Genomic DNA, 14,284 nt, shown 5'->3' with positions numbered 1-14,284 from the left:
CATCGCTTCGTTGCTAAAATCAGCAACAGGCTTCTGAATTGCAATTGCCGGCATATTGCTAAACTGTGGTCACCAACAATATTAACTGTTTAATCTTTAGACTACATAGGGCCGGCAAAATATGTTTCGATTCCGCCTCTGGTCTCGACTTACTACTATCGGATTTTCTCTGAATTTCTCAGATTCATCGTTAGTGCGATTGATAGACATATTCGGACCCTCCGTTTAGTTGGCTTCGAGTCCAGCATACGGTGGCTCTAGAAAATGCAAGTTTGTATTTTTGGCTCTGGGTGTCAGAACTATCAGGCAGAATAGCCTGAAACTGGCATTAGCATTGCCTTATGCTGGTTCCAGCACCCCATCGGTTGATTGCGTGACCCTATTGTTCGAAACATGCTCCATCCAGCGTATTAGCAGCTTTTGTTCACTTTCCTGGATATCCCCATGGGGAAAGGCGAGCTGCACTACGACATGGTTTCCTCGGGGGTAAAACTGCAGTAGGGGTACACTGTTGTTAAGAGATAATACCGCCAGATTGTCTGGCACGGATTCCCTTCCTTCGAACCGTAATGCACGAATTGCGTGGAAGTCACTACGGGTCAGATACTCTTCCTTTAGGCCAGTGGCACCAAAAGGTGTCTGCTGGCGACACCAACCACGGCGCAGCCGGACGGTGGGCATAAACTCGTCTTCCACTGCGGGAAGTACTTTCTCGTCCTCACTTAGTGCAAGCTCAAGGTCGTCCTTGTGCAGGTCTTGCTCATGGGCGAAAAGGCGAATCTCCATGCGGTCTGCGAACTCAAAGAGCTGGTGGTACGCCTGCTCAATCTCTTGTCGTGACAACATTTTGTGGCCATCGTCCAGTGCAAATAGTGGTAGATCGGCTCTTGCCGTTAGGTAGAAGTGGCTATTAGCTTTGTCCTTGTCTAGCGCCAGCTTGACCAATGGAAATTCTTCACGCTGCGCTTTGAATCTGCGCGCGGCACGGGCCAGGCCCTCCTGGTGATTGGCATTCAAAGCTGCACGGGTAGCTAGCGGTGAGATAAGTGACAGGTAGTACACAGTGCCCGAAACAAGCGCCGAAAGTTCTGACGAGTAGCGCAGCTCGGCAACGATCGGTTGCCGCCTCTGACTTTGGGGCAGTGTGGCCTCTAACAAAAACTGAGCGGCGGGATGCTGCTCGCTACGCTCCAAGCGATAAAAGTCATGCTCGTGAAGACGGGATATTTCATGTAAGTGGCCACGCAGGTAATTTGTCAGCTCTTCGGTGCTGGCGGATTGGACCGGCAGGTAATCGAAAGCCGGGCATTGAGCTGGATCCAGGTGGGCCGGGTAAGGGTCGGCAAACGTATTGCCCTGGTCAGGCCTTCGTAAAAAGTCCTCCCATCCCTCGACGGCGTTCGCTAAGTCTATCTGACGGTCGGTATCGTGATGTCTGCAGGCATCCATCTTACCTTCCACATCGTGCTTCATGCGGATAAAGGACGCTACCTGCTCCTGATCGAATGATCGGTTTAGATAGGGGTAGTGAATCGCGAGCTCTGTGTTCTCCTGCTGTTGCAAACGGTGGTTCACACATCCGAACAAGCGGTCCACCCGACCGACACGCTGTTCATTGTCCCCCGGGGTCCAGGCAATTCCGTAGTGGTGAACCTTTCGACATTGGAGGTGGAGATTAACCCCCTCCTGAAAAACTGAAGTTGCAACCAAGACATTGGGGTAGAAGGGGCTGTTAAAGCCGAGAATCAGGCGCTGGCGATTACTCGTTTCGCCACTAGCGAACCAGGCAGGGTTCTGCAAACTAGTCAATTCGCTCCAAGGCTTTTCCCAGTCGGCAAAGCGGTGATCGGTGATTTTCTCACAGAGTGACTCGAAGGTTCTGATCGCACTGACGAAGTACTGAAACATCAATGAATTGGGAAGCTCGCGCTTTGCCAGCTTGATAAAGGCCCGATACCGCACCTGGACGTTGCTGCTGTTGTTCTTGGGATCGAACTGAGTGAACCAGCAATAAAGCTCCACCATCACCGGGCTCGCATATAGGAAGCCCGCTTTTAAGTAGTTGCCGAGGTTCTCCAAGATACCGGGATCTTGTGCCCGCCACCGTGCAAGAAGGGCTTGGTCCGCTGCGGGGAGCAGTTCAAACATTAGTCCCCAGGCTGTGGGGAGGGGCGACTGATAGGTTTGCTGCCCTGATCCAGCAACATGGCCTGCTTCACTATCGCTGGTTAACCGACCATGTGACTGCAACCGGGTTGCCAGGGCCGCATCACTGAAGCTATCCCGTTCCCGCTTGCCCACCTTCTTACGCTGGAACGTATTGTATCTCCCGTTGAGGTAGTCGCTGGCAGGCTCCATGAAGAGGCTGAATAGACTCTCGGGCTTTCGGAAGCGCAGCCTTACATTCGCGGCATCGGTACGAGCCAGTCGCCCACTCTTGACCACAAACAGGTCTGCGATTCTCGACGACAACTTTTCTTCATCGGTAACCTTCTGCTCGAAGATATCTTCGTCATCAGCACTCAGCTGTGCTCTCTCCTCGGCAGTCAATCTGTCTGAGGGCGCTACTACATCGCTGAAGAAACGGCGCGACCAACCCGATGCGCGCCAATCCTTTAAGACTGTAGCTGGTTTAGGCAGCCCCCTGGCCTTCACTATTTTCTTTGCCAGCAGTTCGTCGTAAGCCTCGTTGACCCGCTGGGTGATTTCACGCACCGAGGGAATTCGCCGGACGAAAATCAGATGCTTGTATTCGTGCAGATCCGGCCCAGCTGAAAAAAGCTCTTGCGGCACGCACTGCTGCAGGAGCTTGTCATACTTGGGATGGGCCGGATACTTCGAAAAGCGGCGATGGTATTCGCGGGTTAACGCTTGCAGTACCTGAGTATCCGGCGCTGTGGTATAGGAGTCCGCTGCCACCTGATCATCATTGTTTTCGGAATCCTGATTATCTGTGGGATCGGTCACCCCGACTGACTCGAACCCCTCCAGATATCCGTACATGAATCGACGGTTATTCCCGGAGACTGCTGCGTCTTCAACCAGTTTCTTCTGGTACAAGGCAAAGAACAGCTCAGCATTCAAGTCATCCCCGAAATCAGCGGGAAGCGCCCGCTCGTGACGATAGCTGTACTTGTTATGGAAACGCCGCTGGCCTGAATCATCGGCGGCTCCCTCCATCATGCGCAGACGGCGTACCGCGTGTTTTCGCAATAGCTCTGGCGCGTCCTGCTGATCTACGTCACGTTCGAAATCTGTAAAGTAGCTAAAGATGGCCGGCACATCCGCGAGTGAAGAGTGGCTAGGTGTCGCGGTCAGGAGCAACGCTCTCTTAGCCAAGCGCTTGTTTCCGGAGCCAAAGAATCCTCGCGCGGCGCCGACTCGCTGGGAGCCACCTCCGGCTTTGCGGAAGTAGTGCGCCTCGTCGATAATTATTAAGTCGAAGCCTGCACCATCGAGCGCACGCAGGATTTCGCGGTTAATTTCGCGCGCCGTGCGCTCGGCCAGCCGCTGCTTGTCGTCACTGTCCTTTAAATCGCTCGGCAGCAATCCACTTAGGGCATGGATAGTGGTCAGGTAGAAATGTCCGGTGCCACTGCTCACCGCCTCCTGCAGGTCTGGGAGGCGCTTGCACAGCTGTGGCTCGTGTACGGGGCCACCGTCGGCCAGGTTACGCACCAGATGGTCAACTTCCTTGTAATGCTCGCGCAGGAAGCCGCGGTACTCTCGTATCCAGTGGGTGCAGATGTCGCGATTCGGCGCCATTACCAGAACCTTCGCATCCGGGTTCTGCTTCCACAGCAGCGCCATCACCCCCAGTGCCTGCATTGTCTTGCCCATTCCCACCTCATCGGCGAGTAACGCAAGATCGTATTGGGCCAGGCGGTTCCACAAGCCCGCCACGCCCTCAGCCTGTTTGGCGGCCATGGAGGTCTTGTTAGCACTCTCATAGCCCCAATCAGCATTGCCCCGCTCAAAGGTGATCCACTGGGAGACTTCCTCCGGCCGCAGTGCACCCCATTCTCTGCTAGACATGGCTCACCTCCTGATAGCCACTCGTGCTGGCAATGTAGTCAATGAATTTACGCTGCTCTCGGTTTGTGGAAGGCAGCGGCGGCACTGGCACTTCCAGAGCCCGCCACTGCTCGGTGGTGAGATGCGTCGCTCCTTGCCCCTCATCGAGAAACATCATTCTTTCACGGGCGAAGCAACAGGTCGTATTTACCTCTTGCGCCAGGAACCAGTCGATCACCGCTGCGGGTTTGTCATCTAGCCGCATCCGGACCTTTTCGACGAGCTCTTGCAGGCAACCTGGGTAGACCCGCAGCCACTTGACCAGCTGCTCTGCCTCGGTGCAGGTCTCCAGTCGTGCGCGAAACTGCTTCATGGCGTAGAACAGGCGGAAGTAGGTCAACTCCTCGCTACTATCACCGTCTGTCGCTAGGGGTAGTGCCTCGTCCGGCTCGTCGTCGGAGCGAAGGCTCGGGTGCAGCACCAATTTACCATTAGTGTCTGGGTCGCTATTGGTAACCAGGCTATCGAAAAGATCTTTCAGGGTCTCGAAGCTCTGGGCGCGCCGGTAGCGCTGGCCGGTTTCGATAATCAGGCCACGAATAGTTTCGCCGTCCGAGGACAGTATCTGATAAAAATGCCGCGCCAACAGTGCAGAGGCATCCTCTATCGCGAGGTTAAGAGGTTGCAGTCTCCTGTCTTCAGCCCAAATCAGCTCTTGGCGGGCTCTCAACCCTGGCAACTTCAGTTGATAGCCGGTCTCAGGCTCCCCCACATACCACTGGCCGCGGATGGTGTAATTGTTGGTCTGCCAGTTGAAAGTAACCGTTAGGTCGAAAGGCGGCGCTGACTCTACATCCAGCTCGCTGTCCTCGAGTTCGATCTCACTGGCGAAGTCCTGTGCGCCCACTGTTAATACTGGACCAGCGATGGCGGGAACGGTCTTGCTCCGGTGCAGAATGCCGGCCTCGATATTGATACCGCCGCCCTCTTCGTTTGCATCGGTGAAGCTGCTGGTGCCTGGGTGTGTGAAGTTCCAGGAGCCGATGGCGAGCGTTGCCTGGGTCGCCGTTTCTGCCAACCAGAGTTTGGCGTGGGTGAACTCGATGTTGTCTGGGGGCGGCGCTGGGTAATCAAGGAATGTCAGAGCGCCCGTTTTCAGCAGCTCGCTCAGCTCCTCACTCCAGGGAGTGCGGATCTTGTGCCCTTCAATCCTGTCTGGCACCAGCGCCAGCTTTAGGGCAGGGCTGTCGAGCTTTTGTTGCAGACGCGCAACAAAGGCCGGCAGGTCCTCCGCCAAATAGGGCGACCAGACTGTGAGCTGCTCGAGGGGGATCCCGTCACCAAGACGGGATAGAAACGTCTCCGGTTCGAAGCTGTGCATAAACTGCCAGTCCGTATCATCACCAGGCTCCAGCGGCTGCTCAGGCAAATCCAAAGCGCGATCCAGTCCATTGAAGAGGCGCTGTATTTGCTGTTGCTGCACCTTGGTGCTTACCCTCCGAAAATCGAATACCTCCTGATTGCGGCCCCAACCGCTTACGGTGAGATTGGCACTACCGGCACCGAGAACTGCCTTGCCGTCCTTATCTTCCAAATAGATCACCTTGGGGTGAAACAGTGTGCGATCGGTGATGCCCTCCAGCAGCTGGGCAAATGCACGCACCTCTACCGGGTGAATCTGAATTGCTGTACGTTTAAATTGATCGGCCTCCAGCGCACGGCGATCGCAGAAGACACGAAAGTCGATGCCCTGCTGGCTCAGCTCCAACTGCAGCGCCTCATAGGCCATGCGGTCTTTGGGCGGATCCTCGCCGAGGATGGCGGGGAGAATATGCCCTTCCACGAAGGGAATGCTGATGTTAAAGCTGGTGAGCCATACCCGCTTCAGGGGACCGAGCTGCTTGAGTTCCTTTTTCAGGCGCTGCATCAGCTTCATGCGGCACCTCCCAGCAGACCCTGCAACAAGTTTTGGAACTGCGGAATGTAGTAGTGATTGACCCAGTGCCCTCGCGGACGATCCTCGGGGTCGGGCTCACGCCGCGAACGCACATCGAGCTTTAGTATTCCATCGGCGCTGAGGCGCAGCCAGGGTGACTGGCCCCGGTCCTGCATGACGCCATTGTGGTAGGCCAGCAACTGGCGCATTTGCGACTCGGCATCTATCAGATAGGCAAGCTTCAGCAGCTGCTGCAGGCGCTGTTTCCCAGTACCCGATAGCTGCGGCAACAAAGCCTCCAGGTCAGTGGCGGTGTCCCGCAAAATTTCCGGGCCGCGCCCATATTTCGCCCACAAAGCAGCAACCTGGTCGAGCGTCTGCTGCTTGTTGACCAGCATCAGAGTGAACAGCAGGTCCAGCTCAGCCAGAAAGGGCTCCAATTGGCGGACGCGGTCGATCTGGCGGCGCTCCTGCTCGCTCAAGGCCGAATCAATTTGGGCTTCGGTGAAGATTGTTTGTGGTTTTACCTTTGAACTTCCGCCAATCGCTGATGCCAGCACTCGGTAGAGCGCGCCAGCGGCGCCTCGATCCAGGTGTGTCACCCCTAGCCAAAATTCTCGGGCATAGCTCCCCACCCTGGCCGGTGACTTGAAGGCCTCCACATAGCCGGACTTGATCGGCGCAGGCACCTGATTGAAGGCCACCTGGGGTGCCTTACTTGGCTGGGATAGCACCTCCTCCATATGGGCCCGTAACGCGCGGTACAGCAGGCTCAGTGGTAGGACCTGCTTGATCAATGTATGCGCCTGTTTCCACAGGGGCGCCGATTGGGGGGAGTAGTGGTAGTTCTTGTCAAAGAACCCCATCTGTACCAACGGCGTCTTGTAACGGCCGCTCACCCCCAGCAATGGCTGCCGGACGAGGATGTAACTCTTGTCGGTATCACCAAACAGAAGTGACGGATTACCCCCTCCTTCGCTCTTGTTCCCCCAGCGTTTACGGGCCTTGGCGCTACCCAAGACACCGCCAGTATCGACATCTGCGTCATCCTGGCGCGCAATCATCGAATAGGTAAACAGGTTTTCGAGATAAATCAGACAGGCTGTTTTGAAGTTTAGGGTGTCGAGGCGCTCGAAATTATTGCTCAGCTGCGGGCTGAGTGTCAGCTGTTCATCCTCTACCAGATCCTTGATCAGACAGTGGTGAAACAAGTTAAGGGTGTAATTGCGTACATCATTGGAAATGGAACTCACGCGATAGCGGAAGATATCTTGACCGAAGGCGGACCAGATCACCTGCAGCCCCAGAGGGTCCACGTTTAGGTCACCGCCGAGGCTGTCATCGTATTCAGTAAGGAATTGGTTCAGGTCCATGAGTAACTGAGGTCCTTGTTATTATTTTTGTGCCGTCTTAATTGGTTGTTTTCTAGCCACCTCTCAAGGCATCGCGAGGTACGAATATCCAGCCTTCACCACACGGTGTAGCTACATCGGGCTGGAATAGGTCATCTGGCTGGAAGTGATAGAGCCATGCCACCAGAGCGCAGAGCAAGGCATCGCGCTCGTCCTCGTGATTGATGCCATAACCAAACCCCGTAGTTTCCCAAGCATCAACCTGGTTAGCAGCAGGCGTATGGCGGTAAGGCTTCAGTAGTTCAAGCACTAGTGCCGAAGGCTTACAGGCAGCGGGATAAGCCTCGAGCGCAGTAAGGTTGCTGCCGTCAGTCCAGAGCCCCGTGGCCGGACTCTCGGGCGCAAAACGCGCCAATGCATGCATGCCTTTGGTTGCTTGGCTACCGATCATGTCTTTGACCGGAGAAAGCGGCGTCAAACCCCGCTGGAATAGGATCCGTTCGGTGTAACGGAATAGGTAGGGATTATCGGCGGATGTCTCAATAGTTCCAGCCGCTCCCTTACCGGAAATCAGCTGCCGGAAGGCCTGCGAGAAACCCAGCGGCGTATCGATAGCCAACACTACCGATGGTGAGCTACCGAAAGCCTCTATCTGACAACAAGCTAGTAGAGCCTTTATCCACTCCTGCGTATTGGCGGCCTCATTGATCAACCTGCGAACATTACCGCGCCAAGACTGGCCTAGGATGTTTCGCTCGCTGTCCAGCACCACCAGTGCGTCACGGCTATTGGCATTGCGGTCGCAGTTCCAACCGCCAACATCCCATCCGATAAACAGGGGGCCAGAGATACTGCTATCGATCATCGGCTACTAATCGCTATATCATTGAATTTTTCTTATGGATACTGAACATTACTAGGAACCGCACGGGCAATAAAGCCGGATTTCAGATGGCGATCTAGCTTCTCACCGCTGCCTGCCACGCTTCAAAAATCATCACCATAGCCAGCGTATCCAGCTCACAGTATTTCAACAGCGCCGCCCGCAGCTCTTTGCGCTCATAATCGCCCATCTCCGTGGACTGAATCTTTGCGTATGCCGCCAGCGCCGCACCACCATTGGCCAGGCTGTCGCTTTCCGACAGTAGTTCATCAAGATTTTCCGGCATACCTTCAAACATGCGCGGCAGCAGGCGGTAGGGATCCTGAACTTGGCCGTTTTGCTTCTGTATCCACTGCCAGTCTGTAAAGTTGTGACTGGGAATACCACCTGCCGCGCCATAGATTGGCTGGGCGTATTTCTCCTGCAGAAAGGCAGAGTCGCTCAGCACGGCCGGCAGTACATACTTGATGGAATTGGAACCCTTGGTCGCCGGGTAGTAGGCATAGCGCTTGACCAATTCCAGCATATCGACCATATCCCGCGGTCCACGCCACTCTCTTTCACTACCTTTCGTTGAATGGGAAATGGACTCGATAAACGTGCACAGTTCGTGGACGTCCTTATCCGACAGTCCGCTATCCCGCAGCTGGCGGTGGATCAGGTTGAGGATACTGTTTTCATGGGCTGAATAACGAAAGATTGTGCCGTCGTCACTATCCAATGCTTCCTTGAGCTTGCGGATAAAGTCGAAGCTGGGGAAATGTCCCAGGGTGGTATCCAGGAACTGGTGCGCGTGTGCGACAGTGCCATCCTCCTGCACCACATGGTGTGAAAACTGGAAGGCCACGCCCTCGTAGGGGTGACGACCGCGAGTGAAGGGAAGCGCGGCGGTGATGGTTTCGAAATCGATAAAGTGCAGTGGGTACGTCCAGCGATTTATTTCTTCTCGCAGTTCATCTATACAGATTTCCGGGCTGCTGTCTCCCTCCTGCACCTTGGTAATCTGCAGCCACTGGCGTTGGCTATTGGAAAGGCCTCGTTTCCCGTCTGGCGCGGGATTGATGTCTGCCTCTTCGGTATCTATCAGTTTGGCTTTGCCTTGGGCGAAGAGCTTATCGGCATTGCGGAAGTTGGCAATTTCCAGTACCGAAGGATCTCCAAAGTCCTTATCCTGCCAGCCCAGTGCCTCCTTCCAGCACTCGCGAAAACCACTTTGTAATCCATTGATGTCGTCTTGCGGGGTACAGTGAAATTCGCATTTCTTGCAAACCGTACCAATACGCCCGGCCAAGCGCGCCCCCTTTTGCAGGGCATCAACAGCGACCGCAATGTAGCCTTCGAAGGACTGTCCGTGGTATTCGCCTTTTGCCAGGACAAAGTCTAACGGCTCTTTGACACTGACTCTTATGAGCAGCTCATTGGCTAGGTCTTCGTCAGTGAGGTCGGGAGATACCACCACCTTATGCTGCTCGCCTACCACCAGGAATTTGCTGTTCAACCCGTCGGTAGCGGCGCTGGCCTGCTTATTGGCCAGCATAAGATAGCTTTCGATGTTGTTGGTGTTCAGCGCTTTTTCAAGCACCACTCTCTGAAATGCAACATCGCAGACGTAAGGTTCCCACTCCCTTAGGATTCCGGTTCTTTTATTATTCAGAAAGCGATCGCTTGCCGGCTCCCAACTTTTCGCCTTGACTTCGATCAGCTGGTAGCGGTCACTATCCTTGATGAGAATATCCACACGCACCAGTAGCTGGTCATACTGGAATGCGGCCTCAAAAATCGTGACTTTTCCCTGGCGTAATAATTCTTTTGTGCGCACCAGGGCGGCATCGGCATCCAGGTCTGACAGGTCTTCCCCATTAGGGAAATAGCACTTCGCTAGTGCCCCAACCTGGAATCCGCCACGGGCCAGCTCAGCGAGGAAGTCATCTTCCAGGCTCTGGTTGGCATAGTTTGGTTGTTCGCCATAATAAAGCTTGGTGGGGCATTCAAGGGCTCGCCTGAAGCGCGACTTGGTCAACAGCACCGGCATCTGCTGATGGAGAGAATTCTTAGCCATGACGTCTTCCTTTCCCGGCAGTTCCATTACCCTACACCAATTTATGTACATAGAAGCTGATTACGATGCCCTGTAGTGGAAATCCGCGATCGTCCGAACTGGTGCGAGGGATCAGGGGATCAGGGTGGGCATACCCCTCGAAACTGGCGCCAACGCTCATTCGGCTATAGGATGAAACGCCGTTATCGTGCCCACGCAGCAGAATAAAGCCTGATGCCCAAACCCCACGAATACTTCAGCGCAATACGAGATGGCGCCCCCATCAACTGGCGCCGGTTCCTGACCGCCATGGGCAGAAATGGCGTATTGCCGGGACATCTGATGCAGTGCCTGCAACCCGAGTCCCGATTCGCCGGCGAGAGCGTTATTAAAGTTCTTGATGAGCGGTCGCTGCGGGAGATCGAATCCCAGTTCCCGGCGCCCGCCCCCATCATCGACCGCATAAGCGCATCCCATAGCGGTAAGTCCCACAGTGAGCGGGTCGAGGGAAATGCGCTGATGATTCAACATATCAGCTGGGACAGGCCGCGCGTCGCCTTCAGCCGGGATGGACAAAGCTGGATCGAAGATGAACCTGCCGGGGACATCCTGGTCATCGTGGAAAACCTGCAGAATTTCATCCGCTTCGAAGAAACGATTGCCCTATTAGTGGAACGCTGCGGCCTATCTGCCGCACCCCTTGAAATTACCCTTCTCTTCGGTGCGGGGCAGGCGGCGGCCAAAGCCTGTAATCGCACTCTGTATACCCGATACCGGGCGGTGCACACCCTCCTGGACCTGGACCCGGGCGGCATCAAGATCTACGGCAGCATCAAAACACTGCTGGCGGATACCGGCCTGCAGCCGCGCTTTCTGGTGCCCGACAACATCGACGCCTATCTCGCCCGCGCCACCTCAAGCATGAGCCAGGACGAGCGCACTGCGATACACCGTGCCGGACGCGCACATCCCGAACTCACCGCTCTACTCCAACGCCTGTATCTCACCGGCAAAAAGCTCGAGCAGGAAACCTATCTGGACCCCCTTCATGGATAACGCGCAACACTCTCTAGTCGATGGCGACAAGTACCGGCTGAAAACCCTCATCATGGTGAACTCTGGCAACGCCGCCTACGTCGAGATCCCGCTTAATGAAACCGCCGCTCTGCTCTCGCGCAACAACGAAGGCAAGACCTCCGGGCTCAACGCCCTAAAGCTGTTCCTGTTGCCAGAGGTCAATTTCCGTAACTGCGAGCAGAAGTTTGAATTCAAGTCGGGCGGGGAGGTGTATTCCGGCATCAAGAGCTTCAACTACTACTTCCCCGCGCCCAATTCCTTCCTGATTCTGGAAGCGGAGAACCCGGTGGGCGACTTCTGTGTGGTGCTGCACCGCAGCAAGGAAGAACTGGGATACGCGCGCATCATGATCGACAAGCCCTACGAGGCCATCCGCCACCTATTCTGGGATATCCATTCCGAGGCCAATAACGGCCTGGGCAAGCCCCCGGAAGCTATGGCGCTGAGCGACGTACAGCAAACCCTGTTGCAGATGCACGGCGAGGTGTTTGACGATCAGGAGCGGATTCGCACGGCGATGTACACCCGCTACACGCCCGGCCGCCGGGAAACCCGCTACTGCATCATGCCCACGGTGCAGCCCCCGAGTGGCGCCCTGCTGAAATCCATCAAGGCCCTGCTGCAACTGTCGTTTGACATCAAGGGTGCGAGCGGCGGCAACCTCCCCCAGGCCATCGCGAACATCATCGACAGCGAGATCGCGCTCACCAAAAAATCAGTGAACATCGACCTCAAGCAGATCAGCGAAGACCGCGAGAGCCTGCGGCGCAACGCTATACAGATTCAGGCCATCAAGAACCACAGCGACGACTGGCAGGCACTTAACCGGGCCTACCACACCTTCAATACCGAAAAGATCAAAGCCCACAAGCGTTACTGGCTGCTGCGAGCGTCACTGGAGCCGATGCAGGAAGGACTCGAGCCGCAATTGCAGGAGTTGCATGGCCGCAAGGCCAGCCTGCAGCGTCAGCTCAACGGCGCCAAGGACAGCCGCAACCTCGCCAACCGCAAGCTTAGCGAAGTGAAGGGCGGGCTTAACCTGCTCGCAAAGAACCTCGCCACCGGGCAGAAAAACCTGCAGGGGGCCGAGGCCATCATCCAGCAGAACCAATTGATGTGCGAAAGCGGAGACCCGCAGGAAGTGGTGGATTACCTGCAAGGAATCCTTCGTGACGAAGAGGAAGCGCTCCGCAGCATGGAGTCCAAGGAGAGCGCCACCGCCGAACTAGAGAGACGACTAGGAGAGAAAAAGACCGCGCAGCAGGAGGCCGCCAAGCTGGAGGCACTGATCGCCGACTTCGGCCAATGCTTCCTGAACCACCTCGACAGCCACAGCGCGACTGTGCTCAACAGCTTGAACACCGACTTCCGTCGCCTCAGCATCACCCCAATGGGGAGCCAGGCCAAGGCCATTCAAGGGTTCGCGGAATTATTCACCCTCAACGAGGCAGGTCAGCTGGTTCTCGGCGGTGAGATCCTGCCAACTGCACATGTGAACCCCTACGACGAAGAGAGCAGCCGCAAGGAAGCCGAAAACCTACTGGACGCGGTACGCCGCACCATCGGGGGGGTGGACAAGCGCATCAGCGAACTCCACCGAATCATCTCCGCCAACGGGCCACTGTCACAGGAAATGCTGGCGGAGAAAAAAACTGAAATCGTCGAGCTAAGGGGCGAGATCGCCCTGCTGCAGCGCTTGCCCGGCATCCAGGACGATGTGCAAAACCGGCTGGTGGAACAAGAGGCGCTCCGTGCGCAACAGGATGAATTCGAAATCGAGCTGAAATACGTCGAGGAGCACCTGGGGCAGCTGCTGGCAGAGCAGGAAGAAGTCACCGAGGCACTCCGCGCGCTGGACGACCTGCGACACGCCATCAAGACCACCAAGCAGGAACTCAACCACGCGGTGCGCAGTCTCCCAGAACTTGAAAGCAGCACGCGTCCCGCAAGTATCAGCGCACAGCTGATCACAGATCCGGGCGAACTCAGCGCCCACTACCAGCCACTGGAGCAGAGCCTGAGGGCGGTGATCGACGCCGTCCAGGAAGCCGAGCACCGGTTCCGGGTATTGGCCGGAGCCGGCATCATGGACGTTCCGCCGGAGATTACCCACAAACCGCAACTCGACGACACCGAGTTCCAGGCCATCTACGAGCAGATCCGCTCCGAGTTCGAAAACCTCGACAGAAAGGAGCGCGACCACAAATCCCAGATCGCCAACCACAACCACCGCACTAGCATCGAAATGAGCATGTTGGAGAGCATGGGAGTGGCCATCGAGAACTTCCAGAGCCGCATCAACGAAACGCTGGAAGGCATCCGGATTTCCAACCTGTCCGGGGTCAGCATCCGCATCCAGGCATTGCAGGCGTTCATCGAACTGCGCAAGGAGCTGCAGGACTACGGGCGCGGTACCACCGAGCTGATGAGTGAATCCTTCCACCGCCGGCTGATGGACTTCAGCGAGAAGTATCTGACCAGCGCGCGCGGCTCCACCAAGCTGAACCTGGAAAAGATCATCACCGGAGTGCGCTTCATCTACGAAATCCGGGGCCAGAAGGAGGACACCTCCCAGTCCCACGGTACCAACGGCATGATCAACGCGGTACTGCTGTCGATCCTGATGAAGAAGCTGGTACCTGAGGATGTGGTGTTCACCCTGCCGGTGGTGTTTGACGAGGTAGGCAGCCTCGACGAGAAGAACCTGCCGGAGCTGCGCCGGGTGGTGGAGGGCAGCCGCATGGTGCTGCTGGTGGCCAACCCCCACAACAACGGCTACATCGTGCAATACATCGGCCGCTGGCACGACATCTACACTCGCAAGCTGAGCGAGGGTTTTGCCGTGGGCAAATGTCAGGCGGTGCACGTAATCCGGCATGAAGCGCTACGCGGCGAGGTGACCCTGCCCAGCAGCACCGGCGAGAATGCCGCACCGGAACAATCCGCCGCAGAGACCGTGGTGACTGCGGAGGACGAGGCCTGAT

7 protein-coding genes are annotated in these 14,284 nt (G+C 56.2%); 2 read left to right on the top strand and 5 right to left on the bottom strand.

Going from position 1 to position 14,284, the window contains the following annotated elements:
- Positions 1–339 precede the first annotated feature (339 nt).
- The 5 genes from GTQ55_RS01345 to GTQ55_RS01325 form a co-directional block, all read right to left on the bottom strand.
- A complete protein-coding gene (locus GTQ55_RS01345) occupies positions 340–4,035 on the bottom strand; it encodes a DEAD/DEAH box helicase (RefSeq protein ID WP_161857100.1) in 3,696 nt (1,231 codons plus the stop codon).
- Positions 4,028–5,950: a phospholipase D-like domain-containing protein gene (locus tag GTQ55_RS01340; RefSeq protein WP_161857099.1), complete on the bottom strand. Its 1,923-nt coding sequence runs from the start codon at positions 5,948–5,950 to the stop codon at positions 4,028–4,030. The genes GTQ55_RS01345 and GTQ55_RS01340 overlap by 8 nt, the downstream gene beginning before the upstream one ends.
- Positions 5,947–7,323 carry a hypothetical protein gene (locus tag GTQ55_RS01335; RefSeq protein WP_161857098.1) on the bottom strand — a complete coding sequence of 459 codons (1,377 nt, stop codon included), beginning with the start codon at positions 7,321–7,323 and terminating at the stop codon, positions 5,947–5,949. The genes GTQ55_RS01340 and GTQ55_RS01335 overlap by 4 nt, the downstream gene beginning before the upstream one ends.
- Positions 7,324–7,375: 52 nt before the next feature.
- On the bottom strand, positions 7,376–8,167 hold the full coding sequence (locus GTQ55_RS01330; RefSeq protein WP_161857097.1) for a hypothetical protein: 792 nt from the start codon (positions 8,165–8,167) through the stop codon (positions 7,376–7,378).
- Between the two features lie 94 nt (positions 8,168–8,261).
- Entirely contained in the window at positions 8,262–10,295 is a 2,034-nt protein-coding gene (locus tag GTQ55_RS01325) for a DUF2779 domain-containing protein (RefSeq protein ID WP_237567766.1), read from the bottom strand.
- A gap of 162 nt (positions 10,296–10,457) precedes the next feature.
- Here GTQ55_RS01325 and GTQ55_RS01320 point away from each other — a divergent pair, with 162 nt between their 5' ends.
- Entirely contained in the window at positions 10,458–11,279 is an 822-nt protein-coding gene (locus GTQ55_RS01320; protein ID WP_161857096.1) for a toprim domain-containing protein, read from the top strand.
- On the top strand, positions 11,272–14,283 hold the full coding sequence (locus tag GTQ55_RS01315; protein ID WP_161857095.1) for a hypothetical protein: 3,012 nt from the start codon (positions 11,272–11,274) through the stop codon (positions 14,281–14,283). The genes GTQ55_RS01320 and GTQ55_RS01315 overlap by 8 nt, the downstream gene beginning before the upstream one ends.
- Position 14,284: the final 1 nt, after the last annotated feature.

The sequence above is a fragment of the Microbulbifer hydrolyticus genome (assembly GCF_009931115.1).
In the GTDB taxonomy this organism is placed as follows: Bacteria; Pseudomonadota; Gammaproteobacteria; order Pseudomonadales; family Cellvibrionaceae; genus Microbulbifer; species Microbulbifer hydrolyticus.
This window is presented reverse-complemented; position numbering and strand designations above follow the sequence as displayed.